This window comes from Streptomyces monomycini, from assembly GCF_022271435.1.
GTDB classification, from domain to species: Bacteria; Actinomycetota; Actinomycetes; order Streptomycetales; family Streptomycetaceae; genus Streptomyces; species Streptomyces monomycini.
The window spans coordinates 37,166-56,953 of the sequence record NZ_JAFIQY010000042.1; the positions used below are offsets into that span (position 1 = coordinate 37,166).

The following is a 19,788-nucleotide window of genomic DNA, read 5'->3' on the forward strand; positions in this document are numbered from 1 at the left end:
TCAGCGGCCGGCGGCCGCCGCGTCCATGCGGTGCAGGAGCAGTTGACGGACCGCCTCCAGCTCACCGTCGGCCGTCGCGTCCCGTTCCGGCCAGGTCGCCGTCAGGTCACGTATCCCGAACTCCACATCGGCCACGTGCTCCCACGCCGTCCCGTCACCCAGCAGCCCGGCGGCCGACGCCCGCGCACCCTCCCAGTCACCGAGCGCGCACCTGCTGACGACGGCGGCCCTGGCCCCGCCCGCGGGGTCACTGACCCCCGGCGGCCGGCACTCCTCGGTCGCGGTCCGCAGGGCCTCCCAGGCGGACGCCGCGCCCTGCAAGCCCGCATCAGCGCTCGCGAGCATCGCGGTCTCGTACCGGACCACCGGCCGGTCCGGTGCCAGGCCTGCGGCCGCCTCGACGGCTTCCCGCGCCGCGTCCGGCCGGTGGGCGCGGCGCAGGCAGCCGGCCTTCATGGCCAGGAGGAAGGCCGGTGACCCGCCCCCGTCCGCGGCGAGGGCCCGGTCGCAGTCGGCGAGCGCCGCGGCTTCCGCTCCCCGGAGGAGGTGGGCCGTGGCGCGACGGGCGAAGGTCCATTCGGTCGCCGCCCCCTGGCCGACGGCGGTGTCGAGGTCCGCCAAGGCGGCGTCGAGCCGGCCCGTCACGAGGCGGAGGCTGCCTCTGGCCCCGTATGCCCACCCGTACTCCGGATTGCGGGCCAGCGCCCGGTCGAACTCCGCGAACGCCTCGGCGTACCGGCCCATCGCCCAGTAGGCCATGCCCCGCTCGGCCATCGCCCAGGCGTATCCGGGCCGCAGCTCGATGGCGCGTGCCAGGCCCGCCAGGGCCTCCTCGCACCGTCCCAGGCGGCGCAGGCAGACGGCTCGGCTGCCGTGCGCCGGCGCGTGCCGCGGGTCCAGTTCCAGCGTGTGGTCAAAGGCGGCCAGCGCGCCCTTGTGCCACCCCATCAGGCGCATGACCTCGGCGAACTGGAAGGCGGCGGACACCATGCCGGGTTCGCGGTTGCGGGCGCGGAGTAAGTCCATGGCCGCGCTCAGGAAGTCCCGCTGGTACCGGTACGTCAGCCCCCGCCCCACGAGGCCCCGCACATCACCCGGCGCCAGCTCCAGGCACCGGTCGAAGTCGGCGAGGGCCTGTTGCCAGGACTCGGCCTTGCGGTGTTCGCGGCCGCGCAGGCGGTGGATCCGTACCTGTTCCGGCAGGTCGAGGCCGGGCCGGGCCAGCAGGGCCGTCAGTACCGCGACCAGCCCGTCCGCTCCGTCGAGCGCCGCCGTCAGCCGCGTACCCCAGTCGCGCACCTCCGACGCGTCCGCGTCCTCCCCCGCCTTCCGGACGGTCTCCGCGACCAGACGTACGGCGGACGGCTCGTGCTCGGCGGTGGCCGTCACCTCGGACAACGCCTCGGGCAGGAACCCCCGCGGATCGGCGCACAGCCCGTGGTAGATCTCCCCCAGCCGCAGGTCCCGCCACCGCTCGTCCCTGCGGCACCCGCCCGCGCCCCGGCCTCCCGCGCATTCCTGCCCCCACCGCCGCGCCGTCTCCGCCAGCCGCCCGTGCCGCTCGGCCCACGCGCGCGGCGAGCGGCGGCGCTGGAGGCGCAGCATCGCCGTACGGACCACCTCGTGGTACTGCCATCGGCCGCCGCGGCCGGTCACGAACGGCAGCGCGCACAGCCAGCCGAAGTGACCGGCGGCCTCCGCGCCGACCGCCTCCCGGTACACGTCCTCGTCCAAGTGGCACGGCAGGGCGGCGGCCAGCGCGGCCTCCCGCCGTACCGGGTCGGTCTCCCACTTCAGGAAGCGTTCGACGGCCGTGTCACTGGGATCGTCCACGGCGTCCGCCGCGCCGGGCCGGCTTCCGGCGAGGGTGGAGACGAGTACGGGCAGGCCGCCGGAGAGCCGCAGGATGGCGTCGACGGTACCGGGGTCGGTGATGTCCTTGGCCGACAGGAACTGCCGCACCTCCGCCTCCGTGAAGGCGTCCAGCGGTACGTCCGTGACATGGTCGAGGTGGTCGGCCCAGCAGATGCGGTCCAGCGCGTCGCGCCCGGCCAGGACGACCACGACGTTCTGCGCCAGCGCCCCGTAGCGGTCGCTGAAGAGGACATCGCGCAGCCAGGTGTCCAGGAGCGGTCCGGTCGCCTCGTACGTGTCGAAGAAGAGCACCAGCAGGGGTACGGCGTCGGCGGCGTCGCCCAGTTCCTTCACGAAGACCGGGGTCAGCACCTCGACCGGGGACAGGACCAGTTGTACGTCGTCGTGGCTGCCCAGCCGGGCGCCGAGCCGGCCGCGCAGCCGTTCGGCGCCGCGGGCCACGTGGGTGGTGTCCAGCGCGCCGGCGAAGGGCCCGACGCCCGGGATGAGGCCCAGGCCCGCCACGCCCGCCCTGGCGACAATCATGCTGCCGGGGGAGGGCGGCGGCTCTCCGCCCGGCTCGTCCGGCCCCGCGAGCGCCGCCGCCTCCGCCTCGTGCCGCCGCTCCCGGTAGGTGGCCAGCAGCTTGTCGAATGCCTTCAGCGGGCTGCCCTGGCGGCCCAGCCGGGTGCTGATCACGGCCATCGCGTCCGGGACGCTGTGCACCGAGTCGTCGACGTACACGGTCAGCGCGCCCAGCTCACGCGCCATGTGCTCGAACCGCTGGACCAGGGAGGTCTTTCCGACGCCTCCCTGGCCGCGCAGGTGGTGCAGGAAGCGGAAGTCCGGATCGGCCGGGTCGCGGGCGAGATTGGCCCGGAACGCGGACAGTTCACCGTCGCGGCCGACGAAGCCGTCCTCGCTCCGGGCGCGGATCAGTTCCTGGCGCGAGAGCCGCCTGCGGTTCACCGCTCACCTCCCGGCCCGCGTCCCCCGGCGGGCCCGAGGCACCACCGTAGCCCCGGCCTCCCCCTTACTCCACCACCGGCAACAACTCCGGCAGATGCCCGTCCGACGCCAGCGCCGCCGCCTCCCGCTCCGCCGCCACCGGCCCGTACATCGTCGTGCGGGCGCGCGACGGGCGGCCCGCGGCGTCCGCGATGGCGATCAGGTCCTGGATGGAGCGGTACGAGCCGTAACCGGAGCCCGCCATCCGGGAGATGGTCTCCTCCATCAGGGTGCCGCCGAGGTCGTTGGCGCCGGAGCGGAGCATCTCGGCGGCGCCTTCCGTGCCGAGCTTGACCCAGCTGGTCTGGATGTTGGGGATGTGCGGGTGCAGCAGGACGCGGGCCATGGCCGTGACGGCGCGGTTGTCGCGGGTGGTGGGGCCGGGGCGGGCGATGCCGGCCAGGTAGACGGGCGCGTTGGTGTGGATGAACGGCAGCGTCACGAACTCCGTGAAGCCGCCGGTCTCCTGCTGGATCTCGGCGAGCAGCCGCAGATGGCCGAGCCAGTGCCGGGGCTGGTCGACATGGCCGTACATCATCGTGGAGGACGAGCGGATGCCCAGCTCGTGGGCGGTCTTGACGACCTCGACCCAGGTGGCGGTGGGCAGCTTGCCCTTCGTCAGCACCCAGCGGACCTCGTCGTCGAGGATCTCGGCGGCGGTGCCGGGGATGCTGTCCAGGCCGGCGGCCTTGGCCTCGCTCAGCCACTCGCGGATGGACAGGCCGGTACGCGTCGCGCCGTTGACGACCTCCATGGGCGAGAAGGCGTGGACGTGCATCCCGGGGACGCGTTCCTTGACGGCGCGCGCGATGTCGAAGTACGCGGTGCCGGGCAGGTCGGGGTGGATGCCGCCCTGCATGCAGACCTCGACCGCGCCGACGTCCCAGGCCTGCTGGGCGCGGTCGGCGACCTGGGAGAGGGAGAGGGTGTAGGCGTCGGCGTCCGTACGGCGCTGGGCGAAGGCGCAGAAGCGGCAGCCGGTGTAGCAGACGTTGGTGAAGTTGATGTTGCGGGTGACGATGTACGTGACGTCGTCGCCGACCGTGGCGCGGCGCAGGTCGTCGGCGATGCCGCACAGGGCGTCCAGCGCCGGGCCGTCGGCGTGCAGCAGGGCCAGCGCCTCGGCGTCGGTGAGCTTGGTGGGGTCGTCGGCGGCCTGCGCGAGGGCGGCCCGGACGTCCGTGTCGATGCGCTCGGGCGCCATGCCGGGGGCGGCGGCCTCGCGCAGCGCGTCCCAGTCGCCGTACACCTCGTCGAAGTCGTTGCGCCGGTCGGTGGTGCGGCCGTCCGTGTCGATGGTGCGGTGCAGGTCCGTACGGCCCGTGGAGCTCATCGAGAAGCCCTCGTCGGGCTCCTGCCAGGGGCGGCCCTCGACCTTCGCGTCCGGGCGGGCCAGGCCGGTCTCCGGGTCGGCCAGGGCCCGTACGTGCGGCAGCAGGCGCGGGTCGAGCCAGGGCTCGCCGCGCTGGACGTACTCCGGGTAGACGGCGAGCCGCTCGCGCAGCTCGAAGCCCGCGGCGGCGGACTTCTCGGCCAGCTCCTCGATCCGCGGCCAGGGCAGCTCGGGGTTGACATGATCGATCGTCACCGGGGAGACGCCGCCCCAGTCGTCGATGCCCGCGTCGATGAGCAGCGCGTACTCGGAGTCGACGAGGTTGGGCGGCGCCTGGAGGCAGCCGGCCGGGCCCAGGATGTGCCGGGCGACGGCCACGGTGGCGGCCAGGTCCTCCAGTTCGGCGTCCGGCATGCCGCGCATGGCCGTGTCCGGCTTGGCGCGGAAGTTCTGCACGATGACTTCCTGGATGCCGTGGTACGCGCGCTGCACCTTGCGGAGCGCGAACAGCGACTCGGCGCGCTCCTCGTACGTCTCGCCGATGCCGATGAGCAGGCCGGACGTGAACGGCACGTTGGAACGTCCGGCGTCCTCCAGGACGCGCAGCCGGACGGCCGGCTCCTTGTCCGGGGAGCCGTGGTGCGGGCCGCCGGGCTCGCTCCACAGGCGCTCGGCGGTGGTCTCCAGCATCATGCCCATCGACGGGGCGACCGGCTTGAGCGTCTGGAAGTCCGTCCAGGACAGCACGCCGGGGTTCAGGTGGGGCAGCAGCCCCGTCTCCTCCAGGATGCGGATCGCGATGGACCGTACGTACGCGATCGTGGAGTCGTACCCCTCGGCCTCCAGCCACTCGCGCGCCTCGGGCCAGCGGTCCTCGGGCTTGTCGCCGAGCGTGATCAGCGCTTCCTTACAGCCCAGTTCGGCGCCGCGGCGGGCGATGTCCAGCACCTCGTCCGGGGACATGAACATGCCGTGGCCGGCGCGGCGCAGCTTGCCGGGGACGGTGACGAACGTGCAGTAGTGGCACTTGTCGCGGCACAGACGGGTGAGCGGGATGAACACGCTTTTGGAGTACGTGATGACACCGGGCCGCCCGGCGGCCGCCAGGCCGGCGTCGCGCACCCGGGCCGCGGACGCACACAGGTCCCGCAGGTCGTCGCCGCGCGCCTGGAGCAGCACCGCGGCCTCCCCGGCGTCGAGCGCGACGCCGTCACGGGCGCGCTTGAGGGCGCGGCGCATGGCGTTGGCGGTGGGGGCGGTGGCGGAGGAGGGCGTGCCGGTGGGGACCGCCACCCGGTCCGTCCCCTGCCCGGGTACCTGCGCGCTGCTAGTCATCCAACGAGCATACGAGCGACCACCGACAGTGCCGCCGACCGGATGGCCTGCGCCGGTGTGCCACTGATCACGTCAGACGGAGGTTCCCTCCGGGCTGCGGGCGGGCAGCCTGGGCGGGGGCGGTACGACCGCGCGCGGAGGCTCAGCGGGCCGGGGCCCGCCGCCTCTCACCTGGCCCAGCCCCTTCGCCGGACGCCTTGCCATCCCTCGCCGGACGCCTGCCGTTCCCCGCCGGACGCCTGCCGTCCCTCACCGAGTGACCAGCCATCCCTCTCACAGATACTGCGCATACTCGTCCAGCGTCCGCAGCACCTCCGCCTCCCCCGCCGACGGCAGCCCCACCACGACCTCCTCCAGCCCCAGGTCACGCAGCCGCGCCAGCTTCCCCGCCGACGGCTGCACCGCGTACGGCACCACCACCGGCGCGCCGTCCCGACCTGCGTCCGTCCACGCCTGCCGCAGGGCCGGCAGTGCCTCCGCAAGCCCCGCGCCACCGATCGGCAGCCAGCCGTCCGCGAACTCCGCGATGCCCGCGAAGAGCCGCGGCCCCGGTGCTCCGCCGAGCAGCGTGCGCGGCGCACCCTTGACCGGCTTCGGGTGCGCCAGGCTGGCCCGTACGGAGGCGAACCGGCCCTCGTACGCCGTCGGCTCCTCCGCCCACAGGGCGCGCATCAGCAGCATCCGCTCCCGCACCAGCGCGCGCCGCGAGGACCACTCGACGCCGTGGTCCGCCGCCTCCTCCACGTTCCAGCCGTACCCGACCCCGAGCGTGAACCGCCCGCCCGAGAGGAAGTCCAGCGTGGCGACCTGCTTGGCCAGGGTGATCGGGTCGTGCTGGGCGACGAGGGTGACGCCGGTGGCGACCGTCAGCCGTTCGGTGACGGCGGCGGCCTGCCCGAGGGCCACGAACGGGTCGAGTGTGCGCCCGTACTCGCGGGGCAGCGGCTCACCCATGGGGGCGAGCGTGTCGCGACTCGCCGGGATGTGGGTGTGTTCGGGGAGGTAGAGCCCGGCGAACCCGCGCTGCTCCAGCTCCCGGGCCAGCCGGTCGGGCCGGACGGTCTCGTCGGTCAGGAAGATGGTGGTCGAGATCCGCATACTGGGCGTACCTCCGCGTCGGCAGTGCTCCCTTCCTACCCCCGGGAAGGGGCAGCGTCCATGAGGCGCCGGTGACGCGACGACGGAACGCGCCACGTGGGGCGCCACACGAGAGCGTCTCTGTCCGGCCCCCTTCCCTTGTCCGCCCGTTCACGGCTCAATACGAGAGTTTCCGTACGCCGGTTTCGCCACGCCTGCCCGGGAGTGATGCCTCATGTGCGACGACGACAGAACCAGCGGCTCGCCCGGACGCCGCGCCCTCCTGGTGACGGGAGCCGCCGCGGCGCTTACGTTGAACGGTGTGAGCTTCGCTGCGGCCGACGAGAACGGCGGCGGGCCGGGCCGCGACGGCGGCCGGACCGGCGAGGCCCACCGTACGGCGACGCGCAAGATCACCGGGCACCTCCCCACCGGCGCCCCCGACTACGTCCACCTCCCCGTCGAAATCCCCGACGGCGTACGCGAGATCGCCGTCTCCTACACCTACGACCGCCCCGCCACCCCGCCCGGCACCGCGGGCAACGCCTGCGACATCGGCATCTTCGACGAACGCGGCACGGACCTCGGCGGACGCGGCTTCCGCGGCTGGTCGGGCGGCGCCCGTACGGAGTTCTTCCTGCGCGCCGACGACGCCACGCCCGGTTACCTGCCCGGCCCCCTCAACCCCGGCACCTGGCACATCGCCCTCGGCCCGTACACCGTCGCCACGCAGGGCCTCACCTACGAAGTGACCATCACCCTCCGATACGGGCCCCCTTCCGCCCCGCCCGTGCCCTCCTACCCACCCCAACGCGCCAAGGGCCGCGGCCGTTCCTGGTACCGGGGCGACAGCCACCTCCACTCCGTCCACTCCGACGGCAAGCGCACCCCCGCCCAGATCGCCGCCCTCGCCCGCACCGCCGGCCTGGACTTCATCACCACCACCGAGCACAACACCACTTCCTCGCACCGGGCCTGGGAGGGCCTGTGGGGCGACGATCTGCTCATCCTCACCGGCGAGGAGGTCACCACCCGCAACGGCCACGTGGTGGCGATGGGCACCGACCCCGGCGTCTTCATCGACTGGCGCTACCGGGCCCGCGACGCCGTCTTCGGCCGCTTCGCCCGGCGCATCCACCGTGCGGGCGGCCTCGTCATCCCGGCCCACCCGCACGCCACCTGCATCGGCTGCAACTGGAAGTTCGGCTACGCGGAGGCGGACGCGGTCGAGGTCTGGAACGGCCCCTTCACCCTCGACGACGAGGTGGCCATCGCCGAATGGGACAACGCCCTCGTGGCGCACACCCACGGCCGGGGCCGCTTCCTCCCCGCCGTCGGCCACAGCGACGCGCACCGCGACCCGGACGTCATCGGCCTCCCCCAGACCGTCGTCCTCGCCGACGACCTCTCGCGCACCGCCATCCTCGACGGCATTCGCGCAGGCCGTGCCTACCTCGCCGAGTCGTCCGCGCTCTCCCTCACCTTCACCGCCACCGGCCCCAAGGGCGAACACGCCACCATCGGCGGCCGCCTCCCCGTATCCCCCTCAACCCTGGTCACCCTCCACCTCGCCGTACCCGGCGCCCCACCCGGCAGCACCCTCCGCCTCCTCACCGACCAGGGCCAGCGCTTCACGGCCCCCGCCACGCAAGCCACGACGTGGCAGACCACTCCGGCGAACGCCGCCTATGTACGCGCCGAGGTGCGGCATCCGGCGACGACACCAGGGGTGCCGGGCCCGATGGCGGCCATGACGAATCCGATCTTCTTGGGGCGGGGCTGACATCGGGCGTCACGCTCCCTCCCCGGGCCTCCGGTCCGGGAAGTAGCTCAGCAGGTGATCGGCAACGTGGGCGACGTAGCCGAGGTACGAAATGCTGTTGCCTGTATGAGTCCAGGTCAGTGCCGTACGGGCGCGCGCGACCGTGTCGCAGCCCCGGTCCCACTCCAGCGATGTGCGGGGCAGCCGCCCTACATGCTCGTCGACCAGGGGGATCAGCTGGGACAGAATGTCCCGCGCCTCACCCATCAGCCGTGCCGTGTCCTCCCTCGCCGAGCAGCTCCGCACCTGCTCCCTGATCACGCCGATGGTGCGGCGCGCCGCCTCGAAGTCGACTCCCGCCGACGCCGCACCCGCCTGCTCCCGTGGCTCCATGTCCCTCACCGCTGCTTCCTCGTCACCTGGGTACCGGGCCACCTCGTGCGTGGTGCCCTGTCCGTGCACAGAGACAACTCTGCGCGGCGCCCGCGCGGGTACCGTGAGAGGCGGGCAGGGACATGAAAGTCATGAATGCCGCCAGGAGTTGAGCATGGCGACCAGTCGGCGCACACCGAACACCAGTCTCGCGCTCCTGATCCGGCAGGCCGCGTGGACCGAGCAGCAGTTCGCCAACGCGGTGAACCGTGCGGGGGCGGAAGCGGGGCTCACCCTCCGGTACGAGCAGTCGGCCGTCGCCCACTGGCTCTCCGGCACCACGCCGAGGCCCCAGGCCCGGCCCGTCGTCCTGGAAGCCCTGGCCAGGCGCCTCGGACGTCCCGTCACCCACGCCGAAGCCGGTTTCCCCACCAGGCCGGGCGGTACGGCACCGGGCGGCAGCTCAACGGTCGAAGAACTCCTCGATCTGAGCCGCGACGACATGGACCCGTCCCGCAGGAGCGTCCTCCAGGCCGGTCTCTACTCGGCCGCCCTGGCTGTGCCGCTCTTCGCCGATCTCTCGGGGCGGGCCGAGGCGACAGCGCGTCCAGGGCGGACCAGTCGGGTCGGGCCGGCGCAGGTCGAGACGGTCCGGGCGGTGACGGACCGGGTGGCGGACATCCTCGACGAGTTCGGAGGCGGTCACGCGCGGCCGATGGCAGCGGCGTTCCTGGTGAACTCGGTGGGGCCGTGGCTGAGGGCCCCCGCGTCGGAGCAGGTGCACGACGACCTGCTCGCGGCGGCCTCCGACCTGACGTACCTCACCGGCTGGATGGCGATGTACGAGCGGGCGCACGGCCTCGGGCAGCGTTACTACGTCAAGGCCCTGCACCTGGCCGGTGAGGCGAAGGACCACCTCACGTACTGCCGCACGCTGCGCGGCATGTCTCTCCAGGCGTCCAGTCTCGGTTACGGCGCGAAAGCGCTGGAGCTGGCGGACTCGGCAGCGGCCGCCGCCCCCTCGGCCGGGCCGCGCCTGGTGGCCTTTCTGCGCGGGCAGCAGGCACACGCCGCTTCGATGACCGGGGACCGGCACACGGCGATCACCCGGCTCCGGGAGGCGGAGGCCGCGCTCTCCAAGGCGGACTCCCGGCGCGAGTCGATCGGCGGGTACGACGCGTCGGCGTACCTCTTCCACGTCTCGCACGTGCTCTACGAGTTCAAGGACCTGCCCGGCTCGGTCAAGGCCCTGAACAGCTCTCTGAAATCCCAGCCCCGCCAGGAACGGCAGGGCCGCGTCCACTCCCATGCTCTCCTCGCGCAGCGCCAGTTCGAACTGGGCCACCTCGACGCGGCCTGCGCGACCTGGCACCGCTTCCTCGACGACTACACGGAAATCTCCTCCGCCCGCGGCGACGCCCACTTCGCGACGCTGCGCGCCCGCCTCCGCACCCACCACCGCGCGCGAGCCGTGCGCGCCCTGGGGAAACGGGTGCGGGAGGTCGCGACGATGAAGGCTTGAGCGGAGCCCCGCGTCCCGTCGTCCGTCCTGCCCCGTCCCGTCCCAGCAAGCTCGGACACCACCCCTGACCAGGCCGGACATACCCCACCCTGTCCCGGACACGATCCGGCCTGTCCCGGACAGCCCGCCCCGTTGACCCACCGGCCGGCGGGCCCGCAGTCTCGTCCCGCCGCGGCGATCAGGTGGTTGGTCCGAGAGCCGTCCGCCGTGGCCGGAGGGCCCGGATGGTGTTCGTGGTCCTGCCGTACGTGCGTCACCGGGGCCGGGCGGGTGCAAGGCCGTGCCGCGCCTGCCGGGTGATCACGCACCGTCGATCCGACCGAGACCGAGGAGTACACGTGGTCGAGCACATGAGACAGAGCAGGAAGAGTGGGAAGAGTGTGGTGCGAGGTGCCGGCGTCGTCGCCGCGGGGGCGGCGCTGCTGGTGGGGGTCACGGGTGGCACGGCCCACGCGGCGGTCGGGTGGAACGCCCAGTACACGGCCGGGGACATCGGTGGCGCTCATGCCTGGGGGTCGGTCGACGCCCAGTCCCGGGTCTTCGTCAAGGTCAACATCAAGGACTCCAAGCCCGGCGACGCGTACGGCGCCCGTGTGTACCTCAAGGCCCGCTACAACGACGGCGGGACGCGTGCGGAGAACCTGAGCGTCTCGGGCGGTTCCAAGAGCACCACGTGGACCTTCGCCGCCAATGTGGTCAAGATCCAGGTGCAGGAGTGCACCACCAAGGGCGGGTCCACGTACAAGTGCGCCTCCGGGTGGCACACCCTGCCCAGAGGCTGAGCGGCAACAGGCCCGGCCGTCCCGCTGCCTTCGTGCGAAGGCAGCGGGACGGCTTCGTCCTACTCCTCCACCACCATCGCCGGCGTCGACCGCGTCAGCACCTCGCCCCGGAAGAACGCGGGGCTGCGCCGCCGCATCACCAGCATGAGGACGAAGCCGAGCAGCAGCAGGCCGACGCCGATGACGAAGACCGAGCCGACGCCGAGGACGGAGCTGCCGGAGCCGTAGGCCGGGTTCCACATGTCGATGAGGGTCTTGGTGAAGACGGCGGTGAGGAGCACGCCGCCGAGCACCGGGAAGACGCCCTTGAAGAGCAGGTCGCGGGCGGAGCGGCGCAGTTCGCGGCGGAAGTACCAGGCGCAGGCGAAGGCCGTGATCGCGTAGTAGAAGCAGATCATGAGGCCGAGGGCGTAGATGGTGTCGACGAGGACGTTCTGGGACAGGAAGGTCATGCCCGCGTAGAAGACGCCGGTGGCGACGCCCGCCGCGACGGTGGCGCGGCCCGGGGAGCGGAAGCGCGGGTGGATGCGGGCGAAGGACGGCGGCAGCGCCTCGTACGCGCTCATCGCCAGGACCGTGCGGGCCACCGGGATGAAGGTGGTCTGGAGGCTGGCGGCGGCGGAGGCGAGGACGGCGACGAAGAGGAGTACGCCGAGGACCGGGCCCATGACGGGGGTGGCGAGGGCGGCGAAGACGTTGTCGGCGGTGTCGGGGTTGCCCAGGCCGGGGCCTTCGGTGCCGACGCCGGAGAACATCTGGGCTGCCACGGCGGTCAGCAGGTAGGAGCCGATGAGGACGATCATGGCGAGGAGGGCGGCGCGGCCTGGGGTCTTGGCGCTGCCGGCGGTTTCCTCGTTGACGGTCAGGCAGGCGTCCCAGCCCCAGAACATGAAGATCGAGAGGGACAGGCCCGCGGTGAAGGCGGAGAAGGACTGGATGGAGAAAGGGTTCAGCCAGGTGAGGGAGAAGGGGAGGGAGCCGGGGAAGTCGCCGGAGCCCGCCTGGGTGAAGGCCATGGCCACGAAGAGGGCGAGGACGGCCAGTTGGAGGCCGACGAGGGCATACTGGACGCCTTTTGTGGCGGTCATGCCGCGGTAGCTGACGGCGGTGGCGAGGGCGATGAAGGCCAGGCACGTCAGGACGTGCGCGGCCTTGTTGCCGTCCAGGGCGGCGATGGCGTCGCTGCCGGTGAGTTCGCCGAGCAGGAGCCAGAAGAAGGACGTGGCGACGCCGGCCAGGTTGGAGAGGACGATGATCGTCGCGATCACCAGTCCCCAGCCGCACATCCAGCCGATGCGCGGGCCGAACGCCTTCACCGACCAGGTGAAGGACGTACCGCAGTCGGGGACGGCCTTGTTCAGCTCGCGGTAGGCGAAGGCGACCAGCAGCATCGGCAGGAAGCCCGCGAGGAAGACGGCCGGCATCTGGAGGCCGACCTCGCCGACGGTGGGGCCGAGGGTCGAGGTCAGGCAGTAGACGGGGGCGACGGTGGAGACGCCGATGACGGCGCTGCCGAGGAGTCCCACGGAGTTGCCGCTCAGGCCCTTGCCGCGGGTCCCGCCGGCGCCACCACCGGCGGCACCACCAGCCGTACCGGCGGCCCTCGTTACCGTGTCTCCGGCCGGGAGCCGGGGGTCTACCTGAACCATGAACAGGACGTTAAGGGCTGCTGTTTCCGCATCGGGGGGCTGAAGATCCACCCTTGGGGAGCCGTGGAATCCTCACGAGGGTGGGGTCGGACCGGCTTTTGGGCGATGTTTGCAAGGCGTGCCGCGCGTTACGGGCGGTAACTTGAAGGTCGTACGGTCGAGTTCCGGACTGCGGGAACCGCAGCCCCGTCCGGTTCGTCCCGTTTCAAAATTTTCCCGCGCCGTCTCGCTCCGGCCTCACCCCGGCCACACCACCGCCTGCGTCTCGCTGTACGCGTGCAGCGCGTACGAGCCGACATCGCGCCCCACCCCGCTCCGCTTGAAGCCGCCGAACGGCGCTTCCATGTTCCGCCCGACCGTGTTCACGCCGACCCCGCCCGCCCGCAGCCGCCCCGCCACCCGGAACGCGCGCGCCACGTCCCCGGACCACACGTAGTCCAGCAGGCCGTAGTCGCTGTCGTTGGCGAGGGCGACGGCCTCCTCCTCGTCGGTGAAAGGGAGGACGACGATCACCGGGCCGAAGATCTCCTCGCGGGCCACCCGCATGGTGGGGGTGCAGTCGGTGAAGAGGGTGGGGGCCACGTAGAAGCCGCGTGGGAGGGGCGGGCGATCGCCGCCCGTGATCAGCCGGGCGCCCTCCTTCCGGCCCAGTTCGACGTACGACTCGACGCGGTCGCGGTGTGCGGCGGAGATCACCGGGCCGACGGCCGTGTCCGCCGCAGCCGGGTCGCCGACCTTCAGGCGTGTCGCGTACGCGGCCAGCCGCTCCACCAGCCGGTCGTGGATGCCGCGCTGGGCCAGCACCCGCGTCGGCGCCGTACAGATCTGACCGCTGTAGAAGGAGTACGTGGTGCCGATGCCGGCCACCGCCGCGTCCAGGTCGGCGTCGTCGAAGACCAGCGCGGCGCCCTTGCCGCCCAGCTCCATGAGCTGGCGTTTCATGCCGCGTCCGCACACTTCGGCGATGCGCTGCCCGACGGCCGTGGAGCCGGTGAAGCTCACCATGTCCACGTCCGGGGAGTCGACCGTGGCCTCGCCGACCGCCGGGTCCTTGCCCGTCACGAGATTGACGACGCCCGGTGGCGCACCGGCCTCGTCCAGGGCTTCCTGGAGCGCCTCGGCCAGGCGGTGGACGGAGAGCGGGTCCTGCGGGGCGGGCTTGACGACGACCGTGTTGCCCATGGCCAGGGCGGGGGCGATCTTGCCGGCCGGGTTGGCCCAGGGGTTGTTGTAGGAGGTGATGCAGGTGACGACGCCGACGGGGCGGCGCACCGCGAGCGCGCCGAGGACAGCGGCCTTCCCGAAGGGGCCCGCCTCGTTGATCTGCGGCGGCAGGGGGGTTTCCACCGGCTCCAGCGCTCCGCGCGCGTACCGCTTCAGGCGGGCGATGGCGACGCCTACCTGCATCGCGCGGGCGGTGCCGGTCGTCGCACCGGTCTCCGCCTGCGCGAGCCGGGTGTACGGGCCGATGTCGCGCGCCAGGATCTCGGCGGCGCGCTCCAGGACCCGCGCGCGGGTCTCGGGCGCCGTGCGCGACCAGGGCCCAAACGCCTCGCGCGCCGCGCGGGCCGCCTCGTACGCCTGGTCGCGGCTCGCCTCCGCCGCCAGCCCGACGGTCTCCTCGGTCGCCGGATCGGTCACCTCGTCATGGCCGTGGTCGGGTGCGGTCCACGTGCCGCCGATCAGCAGCCGTTCGGGGGACACACCAGAGGATGTACTCACCGCGTACGCACCGTCTCGGTGTCCCGGCCCGATCGCAGGACCTTCCCCGGCACCGCCCCGGTCACCGCGCCGTCCCGGACCGTCTCGACGCCATTGACCCGTACGCTCACGATCCCGGCCGCCTCCGAGTCCAGTCGCGGGCTGTCCCCCGGCAGGTCGTGCACCAGCCGGGCCGGTCCGGCGTCGATCCGCTCGGGGTCGAAGAGGACCAGGTCGGCGTGGTGGCCGACGGCGATCCGGCCACGGCCGCGCAGCCCGAAGAGCCGGGCCGGGTCGTCGGTCAGCATCCGTACGGCCTCCTCCAGCCCGGCCAGCTTCCGGCCGCGCAGGCAGTCGCCGAGGAAGCGGGTCGTGTACGGGGCGCCGCACATGCGGTCCAGGTGGGCGCCCGCGTCGGAGCCGCCCAGCATCACGTCCTCGTGCTGCCAGGTGCGCTGCCGCAGTGCCCAGCTGTCCGGGTCGTTGTCGGTCGGCATCGGCCACAGGACGGTGCGCAGCCCGTCCTCGGCGCAGATCTCGACCAGGGTGTGGAAGGGCTCCTGGCCGCGTTCGGCGGCGATGTCGCCGACCACCCGGCCGGAGAGTCCCTGGTTCGCGGCGGTGTACGTGTCGCCGATGACGTACCGGGCGAAGTCGGCCAGCCGCCGGAAGACGCCCGCCTCCTTGCTCGCCGCGCGCCGCAGCATCTCCTCCCGTACGGCGGGGTCGCGCAGCCGGGCGATGCGCTCCGGTACGGGCAGCGCGAGGATGTCGCCCCAGCCGGGGATGAGGTTGAGGGCGCAGAAGGTGCCCAACGACATGTTCATGGGGGTGAGGATCGGCATGGTGAGGGCGACGATCCGGCCGCCCGCCTTACGGGCGCGTTCGCTCGCCTCCAGTTGGCGGGGGACGCGTTCGGGTACGGCCGCGTCGATGGTCAGCACGTTCCAGTTCAGCGGGCGCCCGGCGGCGGCCGACATCTCGACGAGCAGGTCGATCTCCTCGTCCGCGAACCGGTCGAGGCAGCCGGCGACGATCGCCTCCAGCTGGGTGCCCTCGTGGTCGGCGACCGCGCGGGAGAGGGCGAGGAGTTCGGCGGGGCGGGCGTGGCGGGAGGCGACCGGCTGTCCGTCACCGTCGGCGTGGGTCGAGGACTGGGTGGTGGACAGGCCCCAGGCACCCGCGTCCATGGCCTCGTGGAAGAGTCGGAGCATGGCGTCCAGCTGGGCGTCCGTGGGCTGTCCGCCGATGGCGTCCGGGCCCATGACGTGGCGGCGCAGCGCGCAGTGGCCGACCATGAAGCCCGCGTTGACGGCGGTCCGGCCGTCCAGGGCGTCCAGGTATTCGCCGAAGGTGGACCAGTTCCACGGCGCGCCCTGCTCCAGTGCCGCCAGCGACATGCCCTCGACGCGGCTCATCATGCGGCGGGTGTAGTCGGCGTCGCCGGGGCGGTCCGGGTTGAGCGGGGCGAGGGTGAAGCCGCAGTTGCCGCCCGCGACGGTGGTGACGCCGTGGTGCATGGAGGGGGTGGCGTACGGGTCCCAGAAGAGCTGGGCGTCGTAGTGGGTGTGCGGGTCGACGAAGCCGGGCGTCAGGACGAGGCCGTGGGCGTCCTCGGTGGTCGTGGCGGGGTCGGTGATCCGGCCGACGGCGGTGATCCGGCCGTGCTGGACGGCGAGGTCGGCCTGGTACGCGGGGGCGCCGGTGCCGTCGACGACGGTGGCGCCCTTGATCAGGTGGTCGAGCATCCCCGGGGAGTCCCTTTCGCTCGGAACGGCCTTGGTCAGGCGGCGCTCTGCCGGAAGCGGGCCGTCCGGTGCACCGGGTCCGTGTCGATCTTCGGGATCACGTGCTCGCCGATCAGCCGGATGGTGGTGCGGGTGTCCTCGGGCGAGACGCCGATGGGCAGGCCGAAGGAGAGCTGGTCGGCGCCGGCCTGTTCCCAGCGCTTGCACTGGCGGAACACCTCGTCGGGGTCGCCGCAGATCATCAGCTCCTCGGCGATCAGCAGCTCGATGATCTCCTCGGTGTACTCGGGCAGCAGCTCGGGCCACTCCGGGATGCCCTCCGGGCGCGGGAACGTGTCGTGGTAGCGGAACAGCAGCGACTGGAGGTAGTTGAGCCCGCCGCCCACCGCGATCTCGACGGCCTTCCGGTGGGTGTCGGCGCAGATGGCGGTGGAGGTCACCATGACGTTGTCGTTGACGTACGCGCCGACCGGTTCGGCCTGTTCGACGGCCTTCTTGTACGACTCGACGACCCACTCCATGTCGGCGACCTTCTGCACGCTGAAGCCCAGTACGCCCAGGCCCTTCTTCCCCGCCATCGCGTACGAGGCGGGGGAGCCGGCCGCGTACCACATCGGCGGGTGCGCGGTCCCGTACGGCTTGGGCAGCACCTTGCGCGGCGGCAGCTGCCAGTGCTTCCCCTGGAACCCCTGGTACTCGTCCTGGAGCCACATCTTCGGGAACTCGGCGATGGTCTCTTCCCACAGCTCCTTGGTGTGGTTCATGTCGGTGACACCCGGCATGAACCCGAGGATCTCGTGGCTGCCCGCGCCGCGCCCGGTGCCGAACTCGAAGCGGCCCCCGGAGAGGTGGTCGAGCATGGCGGCCTTCTCGGCGACCTTGACGGGGTGGTTGACGGGGGCGAGCGGGTTGAAGATGCCGGAGCCGAGGTGGATGCGCTCGGTGGCGTGGGCGAGGTAGCCCAGGTAGACGTCGTTGGCGGAGAGGTGGGAGTACTCCTCCAGGAAGTGGTGCTCGGAGGCCCACGCGTACTTGAACCCGGCCCGGTCGGCCTCGATGACGTACTCGGTCTCCTCCATCAGCGCGTGGTGCTCCGCCTGAGGGTCGGCCTTCGCCCGCGCGGCGGGCACATATCCCTGAACGAACAGCCCGAATTCCAAGGGGGTTCACCGTCCCTCGTCCGCCCTGGCGCCACCACCTGACGCCCCGTCAGATCGAGTCCGACTCTCGCACCGGGCTCCCGGGCCGTCAATACCTGACGGCCCATCAGGTACGGGCGCGGGAAGGGCGTACGCGTCTCAGTACAGGCTGATGCCGGACAGCCGGCCACCGTCGATGACGAACGGCTGGCCCGTGATGTACGAGGAGTCCGCGCACGACAGGAACAGCGCCAGCCGGGCGACCTCCTCCGGCTGACCGATCCGCCCGAGGGGGACGGTCTTCGCGTAGAACGCCGCAAGGTCCGGAGCGGAGTCGGTGGAGGTGTCGGAGGCGTCCGCCGTGTCCGCCGGCCCCCGCTCCGGACGCGCCATCGGGGTGTCGACGGCCCCCGGGCACATCGCGTTGACCCGGATGCCCCGGCCCGCCAGCTCCATCGCCGCCACCCGCGTCATGCCGACCACCGCGGCCTTGGACGCCGCGTACGCGGTCAGGTACGCCATGCCGGAGAGCGCGGCGTACGAGGCGGTGTTCACGACGGTGCCGCCGCCGGCCGCCGTCAGCTCCGGGACCGCCGCCCGCATCCCGAGGAACGTGCCGACCTGGTTGACCTGCACCACCTCCTGGAACTCGGCGAGCGGGGTGGCGGCCAGCTCGTTGAAGCGCAGGATGCCGGCATTGTTGACCAGCCCGTCGACCGTGCCGAACGCCTCACCGGCGGCCCGGACCGCGGCCTCCCAGTCCGCTTCCCGGCGCACGTCCAGGTGTACGTACCGGGCGCCGTCCCCCAGCTCCGCCAGCGCCTCCCCCGGGCCGTCCAGCACGTCGCCCAGCACCACGCGGGCGCCCTCCGCGACGAAGAGCCGCGCCTCCTGCTCGCCCTGGCCGCGTGCGGCGCCGGTAATGATGACGACTCGGCCGTCCAGCTTCCCCATGTGCACCGGTCCCTCCGGAAGCGCCGTACGTCTCAGCTGTCGAGGTGCGGGGCCACGCCAGTGGCGAACGCCGCCATCTGGTCGGTCAGTTCGGTACGGCTCCGGCTGCGGAACCGGACCTGGATCTGCCGCACCCCCATCGCCCGGTACTCGCGCAGGGACTCCGCCAGCCGCTCGGGCGACCCGGTGAGGGTGCGCCGGCCGGTGTCCCACGCGGGCTCGCCGACGTACAGCGGCTCGGTGATGGCGCCGGCCTCGGCGGGCGTGCCGATCCCGGCTTCGGCCCGCAGCCGCCGCAGCTTCGCGAGCTGCGCCGGGAGCTGGTCCCTGCGGTCGCCCTGCGGCAGCCAGCCGTCGCCGCGTACGGCGGCTCTGCGGAGGGCGGCGGGCGACGAGCCGCCCACCCAGACCGGCGGACGGGGCGCCTGTACGGGGCGCGGGCGCTGCCCCAGACCGGTGAAGGCGAATCGTTTCCCTTGGTAGGAGGGGAACTCTTCCGAGCCCAGCGCCGCCTTCAGCGCGTCGATGGCCTCGTCCAGCAGGGCGCCGCGCCGCGTGAAGTCCACGCCGAGGGCGTCGAACTCCTCCGGTACGTGTCCGGCGCCGACCCCGAGGATCAGCCGCCCGCCCGAGAGGTGGTCGAGGGTCGCGTACTGCTTGGCGCTGAGCAGCGGGTGCTTGATGGCGGCCAGGGCGATGTGGCTGAGGAGCCGTACGCGGGTGGTGGCCGCCGCCAGGTAGGCGAGGGTGGCGACCGGGTCGTACCAGACCGTGCTCATGGCCGCGGCCAGTCGGCGCGGTATGCCGATGTGCTCGCAGCAGGCGATGTAGGCGAAGCCGTGGCGGTCGGCGGTGCGGGCGATCTCCACCAGGTCGGCGGGGCCGGCCCCGGCCTCCCACGGTTCCGTGTACAGGGTGCTCTGCGACTGGACGGGGAGCTGGATGCCGTAGGCCAGCTTCCCTTCGGGCAGCACCCGCACCCCGTCGTCTCCGTGTGTGCCGCTTCCCGTAGTGCTGTCCACGTCCGCGTCCACCCCCGGGCGCTCGGCCGACGGTCCGTCGTCGGCGGCTGGGGGTCATGGTGTGGGCTGACGGGCCGTCAGACAAGGGTGCGGGCGACGGTGGCCGGGGCGACGGCGGGGGCGGTCAGGGCCTGAGGTGAGCGGGGAGCGAGCAGGCCGCGGTGCCGCCGGGCATGCGGTGACGGTGGTCGGCGACCAGGCGGTACACGGTGTGGGCGGCCTGGCGGAACGGCGGCAGGGTCAGCAGCGCGCCGGGGACGGACCAGCGGCCGCGTGCGCTCATCAGCAGCTTGGCGACCGCCTGCGCGCCGCCGTACACGGACCCCGCCGGGGTGATCCACAGCACCTCGTGCTCGGCCCGCTCCTGGGTGACGCCGAGCGCTTCCAGGTCGGTGAACTGCCAGGCCGAGACGGTGCAGCGGGGGCGGATACGGCGTTCGGCGAAGCGCACGCAGGTGGTGCAGAAGCCGCAGTCCCCGTCGTAGACGAGTACGGGTCGGTTGTTCATGTCCCCATCATGCCGGGGCGCA

14 protein-coding genes are annotated in these 19,788 nt (G+C 72.7%); 3 read left to right on the forward strand and 11 right to left on the reverse strand.

Annotated elements, in window-relative coordinates; genetic code table 11:
- The 3 genes from JXZ78_RS40890 to JXZ78_RS32915 form a co-directional block, all read right to left on the reverse strand.
- Positions 1–2,823, reverse strand: a complete 2,823-nt coding sequence (locus JXZ78_RS40890; RefSeq protein WP_050502717.1) for a tetratricopeptide repeat protein — start codon at positions 2,821–2,823, stop codon at positions 1–3.
- A gap of 64 nt (positions 2,824–2,887) precedes the next feature.
- Positions 2,888–5,530 carry a bifunctional FO biosynthesis protein CofGH gene (locus tag JXZ78_RS32910; RefSeq protein WP_030021899.1) on the reverse strand — a complete coding sequence of 881 codons (2,643 nt, stop codon included), beginning with the start codon at positions 5,528–5,530 and terminating at the stop codon, positions 2,888–2,890.
- A 273-nt stretch (positions 5,531–5,803) separates the two neighbouring features.
- Positions 5,804–6,628 carry a TIGR03619 family F420-dependent LLM class oxidoreductase gene (locus tag JXZ78_RS32915; protein WP_030021900.1) on the reverse strand — a complete coding sequence of 275 codons (825 nt, stop codon included), beginning with the start codon at positions 6,626–6,628 and terminating at the stop codon, positions 5,804–5,806.
- A gap of 214 nt (positions 6,629–6,842) precedes the next feature.
- Between JXZ78_RS32915 and JXZ78_RS32920 the strand changes: the two genes are divergently transcribed.
- Positions 6,843–8,390 (forward strand): CehA/McbA family metallohydrolase, encoded by a 1,548-nt coding sequence (locus JXZ78_RS32920; RefSeq protein ID WP_030021901.1) that lies wholly within the window; start codon positions 6,843–6,845, stop codon positions 8,388–8,390.
- 9 nt (positions 8,391–8,399) lie between these two features.
- Here the strand turns inward: JXZ78_RS32920 and JXZ78_RS32925 are convergent, their stop codons facing one another.
- The gene (locus JXZ78_RS32925; protein WP_030021903.1) at positions 8,400–8,771 is read right to left on the reverse strand and encodes a DUF6415 family natural product biosynthesis protein; all 372 of its coding nucleotides are present in this window, start codon (positions 8,769–8,771) and stop codon (positions 8,400–8,402) included.
- 145 nt (positions 8,772–8,916) lie between these two features.
- Here JXZ78_RS32925 and JXZ78_RS32930 point away from each other — a divergent pair, with 145 nt between their 5' ends.
- Both JXZ78_RS32930 and JXZ78_RS32935 read left to right on the forward strand, forming a co-directional pair.
- The gene (locus tag JXZ78_RS32930) at positions 8,917–10,263 is read left to right on the forward strand and encodes an NsdA family TPR-like regulatory protein (protein WP_030021904.1); all 1,347 of its coding nucleotides are present in this window, start codon (positions 8,917–8,919) and stop codon (positions 10,261–10,263) included.
- Between the two features lie 380 nt (positions 10,264–10,643).
- On the forward strand, positions 10,644–11,045 hold the full coding sequence (locus JXZ78_RS32935) for a hypothetical protein (RefSeq protein ID WP_030021905.1): 402 nt from the start codon (positions 10,644–10,646) through the stop codon (positions 11,043–11,045).
- A gap of 59 nt (positions 11,046–11,104) precedes the next feature.
- Here JXZ78_RS32935 and JXZ78_RS32940 read toward each other — a convergent pair whose 3' ends face one another.
- The 7 genes from JXZ78_RS32940 to JXZ78_RS32970 form a co-directional block, all read right to left on the reverse strand.
- Positions 11,105–12,694, reverse strand: a complete 1,590-nt coding sequence (locus JXZ78_RS32940) for an APC family permease (RefSeq protein WP_030021906.1) — start codon at positions 12,692–12,694, stop codon at positions 11,105–11,107.
- A 237-nt stretch (positions 12,695–12,931) separates the two neighbouring features.
- The gene (locus tag JXZ78_RS32945; RefSeq protein WP_030021907.1) at positions 12,932–14,416 is read right to left on the reverse strand and encodes an aldehyde dehydrogenase family protein; all 1,485 of its coding nucleotides are present in this window, start codon (positions 14,414–14,416) and stop codon (positions 12,932–12,934) included.
- The gene (locus tag JXZ78_RS32950) at positions 14,413–16,143 is read right to left on the reverse strand and encodes an N-acyl-D-amino-acid deacylase family protein (RefSeq protein ID WP_030021908.1); all 1,731 of its coding nucleotides are present in this window, start codon (positions 16,141–16,143) and stop codon (positions 14,413–14,415) included. Before JXZ78_RS32950 ends, JXZ78_RS32945 begins: the two co-directional genes overlap by 4 nt.
- 35 nt (positions 16,144–16,178) lie before the next feature.
- Positions 16,179–17,303, reverse strand: a complete 1,125-nt coding sequence (locus tag JXZ78_RS32955) for an LLM class flavin-dependent oxidoreductase (protein WP_030021909.1) — start codon at positions 17,301–17,303, stop codon at positions 16,179–16,181.
- 138 nt (positions 17,304–17,441) lie between these two features.
- Positions 17,442–18,236, reverse strand: a complete 795-nt coding sequence (locus tag JXZ78_RS32960; RefSeq protein WP_030021911.1) for an SDR family NAD(P)-dependent oxidoreductase — start codon at positions 18,234–18,236, stop codon at positions 17,442–17,444.
- Positions 18,237–18,268: 32 nt separating this feature from the next.
- Complete coding sequence (locus JXZ78_RS32965; RefSeq protein WP_030021912.1) at positions 18,269–19,216, reverse strand: TIGR03619 family F420-dependent LLM class oxidoreductase; 948 nt, start codon at positions 19,214–19,216, stop codon at positions 18,269–18,271.
- Between the two features lie 166 nt (positions 19,217–19,382).
- A complete protein-coding gene (locus JXZ78_RS32970) occupies positions 19,383–19,766 on the reverse strand; it encodes a thiol-disulfide oxidoreductase DCC family protein (protein WP_030021913.1) in 384 nt (127 codons plus the stop codon).
- Positions 19,767–19,788 lie beyond the last annotated feature (22 nt).